Raw genomic sequence first — 18,952 nt, forward strand, 5'->3', positions numbered from 1 at the left:
AATTAATTTAACTGCTCAAACTGTAGCGCTAAGCCACTACGGCGTTTAGTGGGGGTTTCTATCGCACGACGTAACACTTTTTTACTGCCATACAATGAAAGTTCGTTCTTAGCTCGTGTCATCGCGGTATAGACGAGCTCTCGGGTAATCACCGGCGAATATACATAAGGTAAAACCAAGGCGGTATGAGCAAACTCTGAACCTTGAGATTTATGTACTGTCATCACGTAAGCCGTTTCATGTGCTGGCAGTCGATTTGGTTGGATCCCACGAATAGTGCCATCAGAAAATTGGAAGTAGGCTCTCATCTGGCGCTCTTCATCTAACAGGATAATACCAATATCACCATTAAAGAGACCTAGTGCACTATCATTGCGGCTGATCATAATCGGTCTTCCAACATAGTGCTTATGCTTCAAGTTATATGGTTTTGTAATTAACCCTTGGCGATGAAGTAATTTTTCAAGTTTGTCATTTAGACCTGAAACCCCGTAAGCTCCTTCCCTTAATGCTGCAAGTAGACGGTATTGATTAAATTTATGTAAGACATCAGCAGGTTTTTCCCTCGCTTTAACGGCTAATAAATAGTGCTGATAAAACCCGACCGCATCTAGTAACATATTGGCGTAACTTTCGCTCATTTTGGCTTCGGCATCGCTTTCATTATCTGGCATGGCACTAGGGATATAGTTATGAATATCCGTGAAATTCTGAGCAAGAATATCATCCACCCGCTTCACATTTCCGGTATTGACGGCGAAAGCTAGCTGACCAATTCCTGAATCGGCAGAGAAACGATAACTGTGTCTTAATAGACATAAGCTATCACGGATAGCAGGCCCTTTATTTGAGGTGAATTCACTTAATGAGCATCCAGCCAATCGCTCCAGCTGAGCTGCTCGTTCAGGACTATAGCCTTTATTCGCGAAACGGCAGATATCCCCTAAAACAGCCCCCGCTTCAACAGAAGCGAGCTGATCTTTATCGCCTAAAAATATCAGTTTGACAGAGTCAGGCAGTGCTTCAATAAGCTTGCCCATCATCGGCAAATCCACCATTGAAGCTTCATCAACAATTAAGATATCAAGTGCAAGCGGGTTATCTCGATGATAACGAAACTGCTGGCTTTCAGGTTGAGCACCCAATAGTCGATGTAATGTTTTGGCTTGAGAGGGGAGTAATTCACGCTCATCGTCATTTAACGGTAGCTGTTTCATCGCATACCCTAATGACTCGGTTAAACGGGCGGCTGCTTTACCTGTTGGAGCGGCTAATTCAATACGTAAGCGATGTTGCTGCTGATGGCCTAACTTAATCAGCGCCGCTAAAATTTTCGCTACGGTAGTTGTTTTACCTGTTCCTGGCCCCCCTGAAATGACTGAAACTCGACTCGTTAACGCAACGGCGGCGGCAATTTTCTGCCAATCTATCTGCGTTGATTCAGGGAATAGCGCCGTTAAAATTGGCTGAACTTTAGCATTATTAACAATATTATCATTACTAACATTAGCTAATTCAGTCTCTGAAAAGAAGTGAGCTACGCACTGCTCGTATTGCCACATACGCTGGAAATAAAGAAAATCGCCTGATAGCAGTAATGGAGCAACAGACTCTTCCCCGACTTCACTCACGGATTCGCTCGATAATAACGCCGCTCTGATAGTGGCTTGATTTGGTTCCCCAATCATGTGCCACAATTGAGTTGTAAATTCAGGGTGTCTCCCCATAAATAACACGTCAGGACGAATATCATCCAGCGCTAGACAGACATGCCCAGACATAGTTTCTGCACTAAGCAGCGCAGCCACTAACAATAAAATCGGGTTATCTTCATTTGCAACGTTATAAGCGAATTGCACATCAAGAGGTGTGAATATACGCACTTCAATAGCTTGATTAAACAACGCTTTCATCATTGTGGCTCCTTAGATTGAGCATCATGAAATAGCGCATCAAACTCACTGATAAATTCAATTGTTGGTCGATAGAAAAAGACACCATTTTGAGAACCTATGCGTTCCGTACCCCGTAAAAAAAGATAATAAACGCCACCAAAATGAGTTTCATAATCGTAATTTGGCATCCTCTGTTGTAAAAAACGGTGTAATGCCAGCGAATAGAGCTGATATTGCAGATCATATCGATGGTCAATCATTGCTTCAGCCATCGCCTCTTGAGTGTAATAAGAGGCATCTTCGCCTAAATAGTTAGACTTATAATCCAATAAATAAAACCGCCCTTTCCAACAGAAGGTTAAGTCTATAAAGCCTTTTAAAATACCTTGTACCTGCTCAAAATTAAGCGGAGGACAATGTTTTGACAGAGGATCATACTTGTGAGTAACGCGATCAACATCTTTTGCACTGAGCAAGCTATCAATCGGTAAATAGAACTGCATTTCATCCAATCTATCTTGAGCTGAAATAGCCGACAAACAGAGCCCATCATCGGCTAACGGTACATTCAAAATGGCATTCAACCAACCTTGTAACATAGGAACCCATTGAGTATCAAAGCCTGCTACTTGCAGTTTTTCTTCTAGCCATTCGGAAGAAATGTCACCTGAAAAATCAATTTCTTCCATTAAGCTATGTAAAAATGTACCGGGTGCAGCACCTTTAGGAAACTGGTGGGGGGTCAGTTGATTTTCTTGTATTTCTTGTGTCTCGACATCATGACTAACTTCAATATCCATCTTAGGGGCTAATGAGTTAGCAAATTGCTCAGCCGATAAAGCTTGCTCTTCTTCTCCATGGGATGCGCTATAACTCAAACCCGAATAGCTTGTTACACGCCAGCTATCATCAAAGTGTCGAGAAACCACTCTCGCAGATAACTCATCGCTGGTCTCTTTGGTTAAATTCAGCCTTACCATTTCAGGGGAGTTTATCAGTTGCACATCAATCACATCATTACTGAGCGCATCGAGCATGCTGCTGAGCAAAACACTGTCACCTTCTTGCCCTTTTTGCAGCAAATATCCCAGCGCGGATAGGTGCAAATCTGTATTACCTGCTTTTTTACGGTTACCTTTGATAAGCGGCGCGACTCCGACACTACAGTGATAAATAGCGCGAGTGAGTGCCACATACAATAAACGTAAATCCTCGGCTAAGCGCTCTTCGTCCGCTAATTCGACATACTCTTCGGTATCATCAAGATCGAGTTTCGCTATGTAATCATCACGGTCGTGAAACAGACCTTTTGATTGAGGTAGGAAGTTACTGGCAAACGGTAACCAAACAATTTTATATTCCAACCCCTTGGATTTATGAATGGTGCTGATTTGTACTAAATGCCTATCACTTTCAAGACGCATTTGTTGTGCATCTGATTGATGGTCAGGATGGGCAATCTGCTGCGCTAACCAACGGGTTAGTGTGTGCTCACCTTCAAGCTGGAGAGACATCTCTTGCAGTAATTCCCCAATATGCATGAGATCCATCAAACGGCGTTCACCTTCAGAACCCGATAGCAAGGTTTCAGCAATATGTCTTTGAGACATAATCCCACGTAACATGGGAAGAACACCGCGTTTACGCCAAATTACAGCATAGTGAGCAAACTCATCAACGACATTTTCCCAGGCTTTTTCATCGTAATTTAGGCTATCAATATCTTCTGCCGTTAAACCCAATAATCCCGTCGCTAAGGCACTGCGCAATACCCGTTCTTTTTCTGGTGTTAATACGGCCAATAATAGCCAGAGAATTTCTTTAGCTTCTTGAGTCGCGAATACACTTTCTCGATTTGATTGGAACACCGATGGGATATTAAGTTGATTTAGTGCATCACGGATCAATATAGCCTCACGACGGCTGCGAACTAATACGGTAATATCCGAGGCTTCTACAGGAATTTGCTGCTGTTTGTTTTCAAAGTAGGTTGAACCTTGCAGACCACCAGCAAGATATTGTCCTATTTGCGCCGCACATTGCTGTGCCAGGGCTTGTTCATATTCCGAAACAGAGACCGCTTCAGCATGCTGCTGCCAGAAAGTAAGCGCTTTCACTTCTTTCCCATCATGGATAAGTTTTTTGTGGCTATTATGAGCCGCAAAATTAACGCTTTGAAATGGAATTTGTTCAAAAATAAATGGGTTTTCAGCGTGATGGAAAACCTGATTTACAGCTTCAACCATACGCTGAGATGAGCGATAGTTTGTTTCCAACGTATAGTGAGCACTAACTTGCTTTTTCGCCGCAATATACGTGAAGATATCCGCACCACGGAATGCATAAATGGCTTGTTTCGGGTCTCCAATAAACAGCAATGCAGTGTTATCAGTTTCCCGATAAATACGCTGAAAAATACGATATTGCTGCGGGTCAGTATCTTGAAACTCATCAATCATCGCAACAGGGAAACGCCTAGCAATTGCTTCGGCAAGTAATGCTCCACCATCTTGATGCAGCGCTCTATCTAGACGAGTCAGTAGATCATCAAAACCTAACTCACCGCGTGTTTGCTTCTCATGAGCAATAGTCTGGCGTACTTCACTAATCGCTTGAGGAATAATCAAATCTTTAATCGTCAGCGCTTGGGCAAGCAACTCATCAACTAACCTAAAGACTACATGAGAAGGCCCTGAACCACTTTTGGATTTTTCATCTAATCGAGATTGCGCAAAGCGCTCTAAGATATCTTTTGGCAGTTGATAATCATCGGTGCTTTTCTCTGCCCATTCGGTTATTTTTTCTAACCATGTAGGTAAATAACGTATGCTGTAGCTGCGTTTGTCTACATCAGAATCAGAAATTAGCTTTTCAAAATCAGCAGCATTTTTTGTCCATAAATCTTTTAAATTCTGAATTAAACCAATCAAACGTTGATGACGTTCTTCAAGAGTTTCAGGTAATTCCGGCTGGTTGATAATAACGGGAATATCCCCTTGCAAGAACGGCTTAATCTCGTTCAAGAGTGCTTCAGGTCCATTCCACTCGGCATGAACCACTTTGGTCATCGAATAATCCAGAGGATAAAAATGACGACGCCAAAAATCCGCACATGCTTGTTTCTGGATAGGAAACTCATCTTGGATCATGGTTTGTTCAAACAAAATGCCTGATTCAAACGCATTGTGCGCTAACATTCGTTGGCAAAAACCATGAATGGTGTAAATAGCGGCTTCATCCATTTGGCGCTCAGCGGCTAATAGCCAATTCGCCGCAAAAGCGCGTTGCTCTTCACTCGGTAACTCCGTTAATAGTGTGAGATATTCTGGTTCCGATTCGAATCCCAAGCCATTACGTAAACACGCCAAACGCATCTTATGGATGCGCTCACGAATACGCCCGCGTAATTCATTGGTCGCCGCCTCAGTAAAGGTCACAACCAGAATCTCTTCAACACTTAAAGGTCGAGGGAATGCATTTTCATTCCCTAAACCTAATAATAGACGCAGATAGAGGATCCCTATCGTATAGGTTTTACCTGTACCAGCCGATGCCTCAATTAACCGCTGTCCACGTAACGGGAGTTTATAGGCATCTAACAATTGGGAACTCATCTGCACCTTATTCACTCAACATTTTCCTTGATAGGTAACATTTTCTGAAGATCTGAAGCTTGTGGGTACAATACCCAGTTTTTCAGTTTTGCATACCCTGATGTCTCATCAACACCCTGACCAATAACTTGAGATGCCATCGCTAAACCTTGGTGTTTTAAAACCGCATTTTCATAATATGCAATCACTTCAGCTTGAGTGGCAGTCTCTAATCTCGATAACACTTTATCTCGGGAGTCAAAACTGAAAATATTACGAGAAAAATCGGAACCATAGCGCCCAACCTCTTCATAGAATGTTTGTGGCGGCTGTTTCATTTCCGTAATAATCGATTGTTTATATTGTTCAAATTCAGCAGAAGGTAATTTTTTCAGCTTATCCAAAGTGACTTTATAGAAATCTTGATAGCGAGTATTGAGATAATCTGGTGTTTTGGCATTACTTTGCAGCAAGAAGCCAATACCCCACTGATCACCAAGCCCCACCTTGAAAGCAAATACGGCATAACCTAGTTGCTCATTGGTCCGTAATTGGTCGTAAAACCATGGCTGAACAATTTTAGATAAAATACCAGACAGAACCGCACCATCGATACGGTCATAACCATCAGGAATAAATAACTCGGCCAATGCGTTATCGCTGCTATTACCTTGCTTATGGAAATCGGCTAGATAGGTTTTATTCACCACAACGATGTCACCACTCCACCAATTTTTACCTTTGCTCTTTAACAGCTTACTGACATCTTGGATAGTTTGAACACTTTGCTGCTGAGTAATGTTACCCACAACTAATGCTTGTAAGGCGGCACCTTCAACGACGGAATTACGGTAGTCCGTAATATCTTTCAAAGTGATCGTGTCTAAAGCAGCTAACCGTTGCTCCTGTTCAAAATACGGAACACTGTTAAGGCGCTGCAATGGCTGCATGGCTAGCTCGTATGCTTTCGCATTGTTTGCCACTTCGATTTGTTCTTTGTACCAAGATTTTGCCTGAATCAACTCTCTTTCTGTTGGCTCAAAACTTAAATACACCTTGGTCATGGATAAAAACAGCTCCGATAAATGCTGAGTATAGCCGCTCGCATTTAACTGTAATCCAACCCCTTGAGAGACAGAGACCGACATCCCAGCAACGGAGGCTTGATACTGTAATTCATCCATTTTTAACGATGAAATATATTGCAATAAAGAACCTACCACTTGAGATTTTGCTGTTTCATCTTGATCGTTATAACGCAGGTCTAACGTAATACTTGCCTTCGGCTCATCAGCAAAATACTGACTTGGCATATACAGCACACGTATATTCCCTTCCTGATAAACCATTTCAGGATGTTTATACGCTTTATCCGTTTTAATCAGGGATAAGTTATCGGGAATATAAGGGTTTAATTTTGGTAATTTAAAGGTCATTTTTGACTCTAAACCAGCCCATTCCGTGAACTGCTTTTCACTGATTTTATCAACTTGATAAGGCGCATCGACAAAGTAAGCTTTTTTATTACTCGGTTCGTTCGGGCTAATAAACCAAATACGTGCATTTTGCGCAGTCAGTTCAGAAAGTCTCTGTTTTATCGCCGTAGGATTATATTTGTCTGCAACATAATCAGAATCTAGAACGTGATTAACAGGCATAGTGATCATTTGGTCAGAAAGCCATTCGATATAGTTCATGTCTCTGACAATAGAGCCATAACGAAATGATAAATTAAGCACTTTCGCTATTTCATCAAAATAATCTTGGTTAACCCCTTGGTTTTTAATCAAATCAATATAAGCAAAAATAGCCGCGATAACTTGATCTCGTTCCGCTAACCCTTTATCCGTTAATGTGACATAGATAGAGAATGAACCATAATTACGATCTGCATTTGGCGAGGCAGATGCGCTGATACCTTCTGCTAATCCTTGGGAAATAAGCCAATCAGATAACGTTCCCGGACTACGATTTCCAATTAAGTAGCCGATGTATTCATCACTCTTGCTACGAAAATCGGCCATATTGTTTTTGATACTAAATTCGATTTGCAATGCTTTTTGTGGCTGAGAGGGAACATAGTGGATCACAATCCCCTTTTCTTTATCCGTCACTGCGGGGATCGTAACCTCTGGTACTGAAGCATTAAAATTAGGAATACGGCCAAAGGTTTCATTGGCAATTTTCGCTAATTGTTCAATAGATTGGTCGCCATACAACACGCCATTCATCAAGTTTGCTGAGTAATAACGTTTGTAGAAACTCACTAACTCATCTTGGAGCTTGCTATTGGGCTTGTCCTTCAACGTTTCCAGATTTCCACCTGCAAAGCGAGAGTTTGGATGGGCAGGATTTAGCGTTTCGGAACGAATTTGCCAAATACGCATACCATCACGCGCACGAGCCATGGTGAGTTCAGCATTGACAGCATTACGTTCTTTATCTGCATTCACGGGGTCAAGTAACGGCTCAGCGAGTGCATCCGCTAGTCTATCCGTAGCAGCCTCAAGAGCTCCATTTTCAACTTCAAAATAGTAGGCGGTACGATGTGGTGCAGTGCTAGCATTATGGCTTCCGCCGTGTTTTTGTAAAAACTCAGAGAAGCTACTTGGCTCAGGGTATTTTTTAGAGCCCATTAACACCATGTGTTCTAAGTAGTGAGCGAGCCCTAACTGACTGTTCGGGTTTTCAATACTCCCGACGGGTAATGAAACTGCCGCTAACGATTTAGTCGCTTTAGGGTCTGAAACCAGTAAAACCGTCATATCGTTGTTGAGTTTGATTGCTTTATATTCTCGCGGATCACTGACGCTTTTATTAATAGTCTCTGGCATAACTTGCCAAAGCGGCTGCGCAGCAATAGCACTACCTATAAATAGTAGTGATAACAAGAATAAATGAGCGATATGTTTCGATAATCGTAACATTCTTAGATGCTCTCCCTTATTTTAAGTACTCTGCCATCGGCAGTAAGAAGCGCCGAGTATTACTCAGCAGCGATTCAATCAACGAACTATTTATGCTTCTGCAAGCTCTCAATACATAATCATCTTCCATTTCACCCACTTTCATTTGGCTTCCTTGTAGGCTTTGCAGTAGCGCCGATAACGCCTTTTGCTGCACATCTTCTGACGTAAAGTCATATTCCTTTGTTTTTTTATCAAAACACGCCGAAATCCAATTCCAACCACTCTGATTTAACAGTATTAGCGGCGTATTCATTCCTTCACAATACCCTTCAATAAGCGTATTCAAGTGTACTTTTGCACGCTCTGAGGATATGGCAGAAAAATGCCAAACACTGTTTTCTCGCCCTAATGCGATGCTTTCACCTTCACGAATAAAAGCATTAAAAAACAAATGTTCTATCCATAATTGCACACCATCATTAGCAGTAAGATAAGCAGGTCGATAACGCAATATTCCTGACTCGTGAACATTTCGCAATAAGCCTGTAATTTTGATCTCATGTATTTCACACTCAATCGGATAATCGACACGTCGATCGCCGTACTCTTTCACTTTTTCAGCTAATGGAGCAATATCATTTAATTGTTTCTCCCAAAATAGCTGACCAAATTGTTTTGCAGGTAATTGTCCCGAGGCTCTTAGTGCATGATAAAGAGGATTTGGATCTTCATCTTTGACTAACAAATCTAACACTTGGTCATTAATTTTATAGCGTTGCAATCCACCTAATACGAAAGGCTCTTCTTCTGGAAGTTCAGTCTCTTCAATCGAGAAATGAACCTTCAAACGCTGCTGGAAAAACCCACGGATAGGGTGACGGTAAAAACGTAAAATTTGTTCTAACGATAACTCTGTAATAGGTTCACGTTGTTTTAATATTGACGTAAACGACTTAGCCGCTTGCTCTGCACTTTTTGCAGCGGGCAACCATTCTTGCGCGAAGCTTTGATAAAGAGAGCCAGAGGCAAAATTCTCTTTCGCAAATGGCACTCGATTATGTTCAATAATCAAATGCTGTTTTAGCCGCTGTGCACTTTCATCGATATTCAACGATTGGTCGCCATCTAAGCAGAAACTCTGACAGATATACTCCAATAATTCAGTGACTAATACCGATGGATTGCACTCTTGGTTATCTCGAATAGAACGTCCGATATAGCTAATATAAAGCCGTTTTGTCGCTGAATTTAATGCTTCTAAGAATAGGTATCTGTCATCATCACGACGCTTTCTATCGCCTCGCTGGACTTTTTCTGCCATTAAATCGAAACCGAGTGGTGGCACATTACGTGGGTATGCACCATCGTTCATACCCAGTAAACAAACCACTTTAAATGGTACAGAACGCATTGGCATTAACGTACAAAAATTGACTGCACCGGCGAGGAAACGCTGGCTAATTTTTTCATCATCAAAACAAACCGATAACTCGTCGCGAATTAAACGTAATGGAATGGCTTCTTGGTAGTTGGCGGTCAACGCATTTTCAATAATTTTATGCCACTGTGTCGTGAGTAATGCTAAGACAACTTCAGTTTCACTATCGACTTTAAAGCAGCTATCGATTAACTGCTGGCAGATTTCTTTCCACTCATCGAGCATGCGTTCTTGATCTAAGTGTGTTCGCCATTCTCTAAGTGTATCAACGAGTAATGCTAATTTCCCAGCCAGCTGAGCTGCGAGACCACTACATTCATCGTATGGCAGCACACCATTCCATGGGCCATTACGGCTATCCATCGCATAGCCAAGCAACATTCGGCTTAAACCAAATTGCCATGTATTTTGCCCAATAACCGGTAGCGATAGTGCTTTGACATTATCATCATCCAGCCCCCAGCGAATTCCGGATTCATTGACCCATCTCCTTAACAAACTCAGTTCACTCTCATCAATATCGAAACGAGCAGCAAACGCTGAAACCTCTAATAGCGTCAGTACTTGCTCCGTTGAAAATCGGCTTTGAGGTAAATCCAATAACATAATAAATGCTTGTAAGATTGGGTGTGCTTGGAGCGCTTTTCTGTCCGAAATGGAGAATGGAATATAGTGTGATGAGCTGGTGTTACCGAACACCGCCTGAATATATGGCGCATAACTGTCGATGTCAGCAACCATGACAATCACATCGCGGGGCGTTAATGTAGGATCTTCTTCAAATAGGGCCAATAAACGATCCTGTAAAACTTCAACTTCACGCTGAGCACTATGGCATGAATGAAATGTCACGGATTGATCACACTGAGGAAGTGAGCGCTTCTGCGAGCTACTTTCATACTCATCTAAAGTCACGCCTAGCTGAGCGTGATTTTCAAGGTCGAGAATATCTTGCTGCAAATTTTCGAGAAGGTTATTTCGCCCATTATCAACAAAGGCCGACACTTCATTGGCGGCCTCTATTTGGGAAATAAAAAATAAATTATCGCGCCCAAGCTTGCCCCACGATGCTAACAGTGGGTTTGCTAAATTCTGCTCACCTTCCGCGTTGAATAAATTGGCTGCATGCTCATCAATTTTAAAGCGGGAAATTTCGTGCTTATCCAAATAGTGGCGCAATTTCCGTTGTTGTAATCGCGCTAAAAAGGCACTGCTTTGAATATCTCCCCAGTAATAACGGCACGGGTTGGTAAACATTAAGTGGATATCTGAGTGTTCAGCAATCGCGTTGAGTGCTTGCAAATACACTGGTGGTAAGGATGAAATACCGCAAATAAATAAGCGTGACGGTAAATTTTTAGCTAACTCTGGTGATGCTTTGAGCTTATCAATAAAACTCTGATACAAGTTTGCTCGATGCCAAGGCGATTGACCAAGCTGCTCTGTATATTCCACCAAACATAACCATAATCTTTTTTGCCACAATTGATTTTCACTGAGCCCGTCAATCAATTCATTACGTTGCCACAGCGCAATCCATTCAGGTCTATAGACCAAATATTGGTCAAATAAATCGGCAATACGCCCTGATAGTTGATGTAATTTACGCTTGTCTGAATCGTCTTGTAGATAGTGACGTAGAGGCTCAAATTCAGTTTCATTAATAACATTTGGCAAAATCGTCATTAACTTCCACGTCATCGCTTGTTTAGTATAGGCGCTCTCTTTGGGGATATCGGGAAGCACTCGACGGAACATATCCCAGATAAACGTAGCGGGTAATGGGTAGTTAATATTGGCGGCTATTCCGAAACGCTTAGCAAGCTCTATCTGTAGCCATTGGGACATACCTGGGCTTTGTACTAATACAATTTCTTGCTCAAAAGGATGAGTGAGAGGGTCATTCTCCATTAAGTGTGCAATTAGCTCTTTGAGCAGATCTAATTGGTTAGAATGATAAACCTGAAACATGACTCTCTCCTTTTGCGCACTGCCAGCGACTTATCGAATACAGTTTCCCGCCCACGAACAAGGACACCTTAGATTCACTACAGCCCCCAAGGCTTACAGAATGCACGATTTTTATCTGTTCTCTCTGGGGCTGATACCCTATTTCCAATGGAACTTTATCATTAAAAGAGCGTTTGCCTTCTAATGTTCCATGTAGAGATCGAATTGCCTGTGAACCTTGATATATTTGATTAAAATTCAAAGCGATATATTGGCTGTAGTTTAGCAGAGCTATCAGCAAGATAGCAAAAATAACCACCGCAATCATCGACTCTACCAGTGCAAATCCTTGCTGTGAATTCTTCATTGGCAAAATCCTTTAATTGCCACTGGGCAGTAATCTATCCAGCCATTTTCACGGGCTTGTAGACGCCCTTCATTCCATATTGGTACAACCCATCGATATATCGTTAGCGATTGATTTTTCGAAAATTCCCCCTTACCCGATAAAATGAATTGATTATTTTTATAATGCTTAAGACAGCTAACCCACCCATGATTTGTTTCTCTCTGACACACCCAAGGACTCACCTTTTCAGCTTTCAATTTCCAATGTTGAGCGAGCCCCCATGACAATGCTGATTCTGCTAAATTAAATGATTGGTAATATTTTTCTTCGCGGATTAATTCATGGCTAGCTCGAGCTTGGTAGTAATGTAATGCCTTTAAGAGTATGAGCCCAACACTCATTAAAACCATTACCATGATTAAAGCAATGTTGCCTTGCTGCGCATTTTTTTCCCTCATGGCACATTCCTTAGCAGTACAGAGAAATGATAATCAAACGTTTTATTAGGCAATAACATGCTTTCCACCGTCATAGATATTCCTAAAATTTTCGTGCTTGGCTGCCACTCAAAAGTCAGCTGATTCACTTTTACCATATTAGGATCAAACAACGACTGCCAGCGGGTACCATCGCAGTTTGTCACATTACGGCTAGACTCGAGCTTATTGTTGTTGAGTCTAAATCCAAAAAAATCAGAATGTAATGAACGGCCTTGTCCTATAACCCATTGCCCAGATAAATCCTGATCATAGGCAAAAATAATGCAAGAATTGGCCTGACGACTTAAGAACTTAGCGCTGATGGTTATTGCCTTTCCTTCACAATGAGGCTTGGAAGGTGACTGGCTGCAATGACCTATTCGACGAAAATCTTTTTCCATATTAATCAACACCTGCCGGACCTCCCTATCCAGTTGATATTGAAAAAAAGCCTGAAATAGTTGCTTAAATAACATAGGGATCGTATTCATCGCTGCAATGCAGACCAAACAGCCAATTAGCATCGCAATCAGTGTTTCTAGCAAAGAAAAACCCTTTTCTGTTTTATGCTTTTTAATGTCATTCAACATTTAGGAACACCTGCCAACGTTTGCTGGCTGCAACTGCGTACCCGACCTGAAGATGAAATAATCACGGATATTTGGTCACTTTCATTACTGAGTTCAATTCGAAAAGGGCTACTTGTTCCTTGCCTACCGTAAAAATGAATTAATTCTCTAGACGCATATTTAAGCTCAATGCTTTCAAATTTATCGCTTTTAAATTGGCTGATTTCTTGCGCAGTATCTGCATCGATAACAACTAAACGCCACTCTTTTGATGTGAGATTTACCGTCACAATACGGTGCTGATTTAAATAGATGCCTTCCATTAGGTTACTGTAGATAAATTCGGCAGTTTGCCTCGCAGCATCAATAAGCTGTAGCCGCTTCACTTGCTGTTGCCATTGATAAAACGCAGGTAGAGCCACTATTGAGCAAAGAAACAGTACAACCAGAATTTCAATTAAAGTGAATCCCAGCTCATCAACATTGCTTTTTAGCCACTTTACTTTTCCCTGTATCAAACTCGCCTGCTCTGCCATTTCTTTATCCCTGTCACTCGCTCTTTATAAATAAGTTTGGAAGAAAATTTCACATGGCTACAGCCTACATTTTCTCTTCTTCAAAACGCTTCCCAAAAAAAATGTCACTTTTGCATTTTTCTTAAATGCTTTTGGAAACGGCTTCGCAAAGTTAAGTACCAAGATAAAAAAGTGTTCCCGAAAAATAAGGGAGACAGGTCAGAATAGTTTTCGGGGATAAGGCAAAAATTGGAAATAGCGGAAGTAATAAGGATGAAAGAGAGTAAGCGTTAATCGAGGTGTAAAGGTATGGAGCAGCTTAAAAAATCGAATGAGCCGTAAAGATAATAAAAAACAAAGGCATAAACCGTATTATTTACAGGGTCTATGCGTGTCTATGCCTTTATATCAATCTACCCGCATTAAACCGTAAATGGATATTTTATTGCTTCGTGGCACTGATAACCTTCTAAGATGAAATCATCAGTTGTTACCCACGTTTCAAGATCTTCCAAGGTTTTAATTTCAGGGTTAATCGTCAAGCTTGGAGATGGATATGGTTCACGTTTTAATTGAACATCACGCATTAAAGGCAATTGGTTTTCATAAATATGTGCGTTCACAATTTTATGATAAGCCTTACCGGCTTTGTGACCCGTAATACGCGCCATTAGCGCCAGCAGTACAAAACATTGAACCTGATTAAAATTAAGCCCAAGAGGAACATCACAGCTACGTTGGTATGACGTCAAATGCAGCGTATCGCCAAGTAGTGAAAACGTGTGAGTGTGCATGCAAGGACGTAAGCAGCCCATTTCGAACTCACCAGGGTTATAGAAAGTCACGATTTCGGCGCGGTCATCAATGCCGTTTTTCAGGTTATTAACCACTTTCTTTAATTGGTCAAGATGAGAGCCATCAGGGCGCTGCCATGAGCGACCTTGGACGCCATAAACGCGCCCCATATCATCTTCACCTTTACGATGCGGGTTATCTAACCATGCTTGGTTTTCATTAGCATTGGCATTCCAAGTATTACAACCAATTTCACGGAACTGCGCTGCATTATCATAGCCACGCAAGTACCCTAATAACTCGGCAATAGCGGCTTTATAAAAGCTTTTACGCGTCGTAATTAAAGGGAATTGATTGTTGCCCACATCATATTCGAGGTCGGCATTAATCACGGTTAAACAGCGAACACCAGTACGCTTGTTTTCAACCCATTGACCTTCATCGATAATACGTTGGCATAACTCAAGATACGGCTTCATAGTGGCTCTCTTACTCCGAAATACAGGCGGTTTGTGTTATCGAATATCCATCAATAACACAAACCGAAAATGACTTAATTTACTGCTTATTAGCGCGATTTGCTGTCTACATTATTAACAGTCTACGTGACTTGCTATCGACGCTACTTGCTATCGACGCTACTTACTCTCAACGTTTTTAGCGGGCTTATGGGCTGGGATATTTTTACCGTATTTGTAAGCCCAGACAATCATCAATACACCGATAATAATCATCGGAATCGAGAGGATTTGCCCCATACTGATACCACCGAATAAACCTAATTGTGCATCTGGTTGTCTGAAGAATTCAACGATGATACGGAATGCACCATAACCGATAAGGAACAGGCCCGATACGCTCCCCATTGGGCGAGGTTTACGTACAAATAAATTCAATATCAAGAATAAAACGATACCTTCTAAAACCATTTCATACAGCTGGGATGGGTGTCTTGGCAATACACCGTATTGCTCAAGAATAGGCAACAGAGAGGGGTCTTGTGCCGCAAGTTGGATATCTTCACTTCTTGAATGAGGGAATAAAAATGCCCATGGTGTATCTAGGGTAACCCGTCCCCATAGCTCGCCATTAATAAAGTTACCGATACGCCCCATTCCAAGACCAAAAGGAATCAACGGTGCAACAAAATCAGAAACTTGTAAGAAACGGCGTTTCGTGCGATAGGCAAACCACATCATGGCACAGATAACCCCAATCAAGCCACCGTGGAAGGACATGCCGCCATCCCACACTTTGAACAGATACAGAGGGTCATCTAAGAAAACAGGCAAATTATAGAAGAAAACATAGCCAAGTCGTCCACCTACAAATACACCGACAAAACCAATGTACAACAAGTTCTCGACTTCATTTTTTGTCCAGCCACTGTTTGGCTTAGAAGCGCGACGTCCCGCTAACCATAGCGCAAAAACGAATCCGACAAGGTACATAAAACCATACCAGTGCAAAGAGACTGGGCCAATCGAGAACATTACGGGATCAATTTCCGGAAATGCTAAGTAACTGTTACTCATCGTTCCCCACTTTAAAATAATTGAGTCAAAAATTATGTCGCATAATAACACGAGGTTATTGCCAGCATATAATTACATATTAATAACATAGAAGATCAAACTAGATCCCGCCACGCACAAAACCACCAAGTCCATTTCTTTCCATAAACTCGCTAATCTTATGGCGAACATTTTCGCTGGTTTCTGCGCCGAGCAAATCAGGCACTAACTCAGCCATCAATTGAGGATCAAGCTGACGAATTAAATATTTCATGCGAGGAACACTGCGCCCACTCATACTCAAACTACGATAACCTAATGCAATCAGCACCATAGCACTTAATGGCTGTCCAGCCATTTCACCACATACACTAATCGGCAGGCCTATACGCTGACATTCCATATGTACCATGGATAGAAAACGCACCACCGCAGGGTGCAGGTTATCATAGAGCGCCGCCACATGAGTGTTATTACGGTCGACGGCGAGTAAATATTGTGTAAAGTCGTTGGTACCTATCGAAATAAAATCAACTCGCTGCTTTAACTCTGGCAGTAAAAACAGGAGTGAAGGTACTTCCAACATCACGCCAATTGGAGGTAAATCAATCGATTTTCCGAGTTGTTGGCTCACTTCATTTTTGGCGCGATTAATCAGCCCAATAGCCTCATCCACTTCATTAATGCTAGTGATCATCGGCAATAAAATACGTAAATTGCCCGTATCTTGGTTAGCTCTCAGCATAGAACGCAATTGGATTAAAAAGATTTCAGGCTGATCCAGCATGATTCGGATCCCACGCCACCCCAAGCAAGGATTTTCCTCGCTGATCGGCATGTAAGGCAGTTGTTTGTCTGCACCGATATCTAAGGTTCTTAATACCACCGGTTTCGTTGCAAAAAGTTGCAATACATCCCGATATAACTGCTTCTGTTCATCCTCAGATGGAAAGCCATTGTGCAGCATAAATGGCAGTTCGGTTCGATATAATCCAACACCATCCACCCCATCATGAATTTGCTGTTCATAGCGAGGGCTCAATCCGGCGTTGAGGCAAATATCCACATGCTCACCGTTTTTGAGTACTGCATCTTGAGAAAGTGTGCCTTCCGCTAATCGGCTAAGTACATTTTCTTCTTCAATAATTTGCTGGTATTCCTGAGCAATAAAATTTTCAGGCTCAATAAACACTTCGCCACGATAGCCATCCAAAATCAGATGGCGATTATGTAATAAGGAAGGCTCAATATCCGCCCCCATAATCGCGGGGATCCCCATCGCTCGGATCAAGATTGCAGAGTGGGAGTGCGTTGCACCATCGCGCACAATCACACCCGCTAATTGCTCAAGCGGTAATTCAGCAAGAACGCTCGCACTTAGCTCATCAGCCACCAAAATAAAACGGTCTGGCCATTGGCTAGTGGGTGTCAGTGAATCATCGAGATGAAATAATAAGCGCTGCCCTAAGGTGCGAAGGTCAGAGCCACGCTCTCTTAAATAGAGGTCACGTAAACGTGAGAACTGCAAAGCGTAATCTTCGATGACGGTTTTCACTGCCCATTCAGCCACCGCCCCTTGATTAATCGCCGTAAATAACCGCTTTTTCAGTTGGGGGTCATTAAGCAAGTGGTTATACAAGTCGAAAATAGCTGCGCTTTCTTTCGATGAGCTCGCCATAAACCGCTTACTAATACGACGAAATTCTGCCGCCGCACTTTCCAGCGCTATCACTAAGCGTTGACGCTCTTCATCAATATTCAATGTGGTCGCTTGATACACATTGTCTAAAGAAGGTTGAGAGGTATCTTGCCAACCATAAGCCATCGAAATTCCTTGAGAAACAGGGATAGCTTTGAGGCGATTTTGTCGATATTGCCCGAAAATACCTTTTGTTTGCGCTTGGGATAAAATCACCGCTAACTGCATTGATAGCGTGACCATAAAGGACTCTTCCGTCTCGCTGAATAACCGTTTTTCTCGCTGCTGAACCACCAGCACGCCCAGTAATTGACGTCGATAAACAACAGGCACACCTAGAAAGGCTTTGAGCTGTTCTTCTTTGAGTTGAGGGAGGTATTTGAATTGCGGGTGTTCGCGAATATCAGCGAGGTTCAACATTTCCGATTGTCGACCGACTGCGCCAACAACCCCTTCGTCGAATCCTAAACGAATAGCAATCCCGCTAGGCTTTTTCAGCCCGCGGGTTGCCATTAGGTAATAACATTGGCGAGGATGATCGGCTAAGTAAATCGAGCACACATCGGTGCGCATTGCTTTGCACGTCTCATTGACCAAAACTTCAAGAGCTTGAGTCAGACTGGTCGCCATCGCAACCTTTTCGACAATGTCACGTAAACGCGTCAACATAGGCTTACTTAACTCCGCGCCTACGATTATTAAAAACAGGTCGTTGTGGTAATTTCTGTTCCTGCAAAGGCATAACTACGGGAGCGAATTCCTTCATCACGCGGCGATAAACTTCGCGCTTAAAAGAGACCACTTGCCTAACAGGATACCAATAACTGACCCACCGCCAGCCGTCAAATTCTGGCGATTTACTGCGCTGCACGTTTATATCGGCGTCATTACATTGGAGTTGAAGTAAAAACCAACGTTGTTTCTGTCCAATACAAACAGGTTTTGTATCCCAACGCACCAAACGCTTAGGTAATTTGTAGCGTAACCAATTACGGGTAGATGCAAGTAACCTTACATCTTTACGCTGTAGTCCGACTTCCTCGTATAACTCACGATACATCGCTTGTTCTGGCGATTCCCCCGGGTTAATCCCACCTTGGGGAAATTGCCAAGAATGCTGACCATAACGGCGAGCCCATAAGACTTGACCTTGCCGATTACAAATTACAATTCCTACATTCGGGCGGTAGCCATCATCATCGATCACTAGACTACCTCAATAACCAAATTTGAAAGATGCCTAATTG

Annotated in this window: 12 protein-coding genes; all 12 read right to left on the reverse strand. The window is 42.3% G+C overall.

Going from position 1 to position 18,952, the window contains the following annotated elements; translation table 11 throughout:
* Positions 1 to 2 precede the first annotated feature (2 nt).
* A complete protein-coding gene (gene recD, locus M5X66_RS14225; protein WP_270104033.1) occupies positions 3 to 1,913 on the reverse strand; it encodes an exodeoxyribonuclease V subunit alpha in 1,911 nt (636 codons plus the stop codon).
* On the reverse strand, positions 1,913 to 5,524 hold the full coding sequence (gene recB / locus M5X66_RS14230; protein WP_270103669.1) for an exodeoxyribonuclease V subunit beta: 3,612 nt from the start codon (positions 5,522 to 5,524) through the stop codon (positions 1,913 to 1,915). Before recB ends, recD begins: the two co-directional genes overlap by 1 nt.
* Positions 5,521 to 8,415 (reverse strand): pitrilysin, encoded by a 2,895-nt coding sequence (ptrA, locus tag M5X66_RS14235; protein ID WP_154599802.1) that lies wholly within the window; start codon positions 8,413 to 8,415, stop codon positions 5,521 to 5,523. The genes recB and ptrA overlap by 4 nt, the downstream gene beginning before the upstream one ends.
* A 16-nt stretch (positions 8,416 to 8,431) precedes the next feature.
* The gene (gene recC, locus M5X66_RS14240; RefSeq protein WP_270103670.1) at positions 8,432 to 11,806 is read right to left on the reverse strand and encodes an exodeoxyribonuclease V subunit gamma; all 3,375 of its coding nucleotides are present in this window, start codon (positions 11,804 to 11,806) and stop codon (positions 8,432 to 8,434) included.
* On the reverse strand, positions 11,784 to 12,152 hold the full coding sequence (locus M5X66_RS14245) for a type II secretion system protein (protein ID WP_036956318.1): 369 nt from the start codon (positions 12,150 to 12,152) through the stop codon (positions 11,784 to 11,786). Before M5X66_RS14245 ends, recC begins: the two co-directional genes overlap by 23 nt.
* Positions 12,149 to 12,592, reverse strand: a complete 444-nt coding sequence (locus M5X66_RS14250; protein WP_108478484.1) for a DUF2509 family protein — start codon at positions 12,590 to 12,592, stop codon at positions 12,149 to 12,151. The genes M5X66_RS14245 and M5X66_RS14250 overlap by 4 nt, the downstream gene beginning before the upstream one ends.
* Positions 12,589 to 13,203: a prepilin peptidase-dependent protein gene (locus M5X66_RS14255; protein ID WP_270103671.1), complete on the reverse strand. Its 615-nt coding sequence runs from the start codon at positions 13,201 to 13,203 to the stop codon at positions 12,589 to 12,591. Before M5X66_RS14255 ends, M5X66_RS14250 begins: the two co-directional genes overlap by 4 nt.
* Positions 13,197 to 13,718, reverse strand: coding sequence for a prepilin-type N-terminal cleavage/methylation domain-containing protein (locus M5X66_RS14260; protein WP_270103672.1), 522 nt, complete (start codon positions 13,716 to 13,718; stop codon positions 13,197 to 13,199). Before M5X66_RS14260 ends, M5X66_RS14255 begins: the two co-directional genes overlap by 7 nt.
* 401 nt (positions 13,719 to 14,119) lie before the next feature.
* Positions 14,120 to 14,971: a thymidylate synthase gene (locus M5X66_RS14265; protein ID WP_036956314.1), complete on the reverse strand. Its 852-nt coding sequence runs from the start codon at positions 14,969 to 14,971 to the stop codon at positions 14,120 to 14,122.
* Between the two features lie 159 nt (positions 14,972 to 15,130).
* Complete coding sequence (gene lgt / locus M5X66_RS14270) at positions 15,131 to 16,027, reverse strand: prolipoprotein diacylglyceryl transferase (RefSeq protein ID WP_036956312.1); 897 nt, start codon at positions 16,025 to 16,027, stop codon at positions 15,131 to 15,133.
* 100 nt (positions 16,028 to 16,127) lie between these two features.
* The gene (gene ptsP, locus M5X66_RS14275) at positions 16,128 to 18,374 is read right to left on the reverse strand and encodes a phosphoenolpyruvate--protein phosphotransferase (RefSeq protein WP_036956310.1); all 2,247 of its coding nucleotides are present in this window, start codon (positions 18,372 to 18,374) and stop codon (positions 16,128 to 16,130) included.
* Between the two features lie 4 nt (positions 18,375 to 18,378).
* Positions 18,379 to 18,912 (reverse strand): RNA pyrophosphohydrolase, encoded by a 534-nt coding sequence (gene rppH, locus M5X66_RS14280; RefSeq protein ID WP_006659219.1) that lies wholly within the window; start codon positions 18,910 to 18,912, stop codon positions 18,379 to 18,381.
* Positions 18,913 to 18,952 lie beyond the last annotated feature (40 nt).

Source organism: Providencia sp. PROV188, from assembly GCF_027595165.1.
GTDB lineage: Bacteria > Pseudomonadota > Gammaproteobacteria > Enterobacterales > Enterobacteriaceae > Providencia > Providencia lanzhouensis.

Bases quoted from the DNA above. Each gene is read 5' to 3' on its own strand.
- recD (WP_270104033.1), bottom strand. From the start codon at position 1,913: ATGAAAGCGTTGTTTAATCAAGCTATTGAAGTGCGTATATTCACACCT.
- ptrA (WP_154599802.1), bottom strand. From the start codon at position 8,415: ATGTTACGATTATCGAAACATATCGCTCATTTATTCTTGTTATCACTA.
- recC (WP_270103670.1), bottom strand. From the start codon at position 11,806: ATGTTTCAGGTTTATCATTCTAACCAATTAGATCTGCTCAAAGAGCTA.
- M5X66_RS14245 (WP_036956318.1), bottom strand. From the start codon at position 12,152: ATGAAGAATTCACAGCAAGGATTTGCACTGGTAGAGTCGATGATTGCG.
- M5X66_RS14250 (WP_108478484.1), bottom strand. From the start codon at position 12,592: ATGAGGGAAAAAAATGCGCAGCAAGGCAACATTGCTTTAATCATGGTA.
- M5X66_RS14255 (WP_270103671.1), bottom strand. From the start codon at position 13,203: ATGTTGAATGACATTAAAAAGCATAAAACAGAAAAGGGTTTTTCTTTG.
- M5X66_RS14260 (WP_270103672.1), bottom strand. From the start codon at position 13,718: ATGGCAGAGCAGGCGAGTTTGATACAGGGAAAAGTAAAGTGGCTAAAA.
- M5X66_RS14265 (WP_036956314.1), bottom strand. From the start codon at position 14,971: ATGAAGCCGTATCTTGAGTTATGCCAACGTATTATCGATGAAGGTCAA.
- lgt (WP_036956312.1), bottom strand. From the start codon at position 16,027: ATGAGTAACAGTTACTTAGCATTTCCGGAAATTGATCCCGTAATGTTC.
- ptsP (WP_036956310.1), bottom strand. From the start codon at position 18,374: ATGTTGACGCGTTTACGTGACATTGTCGAAAAGGTTGCGATGGCGACC.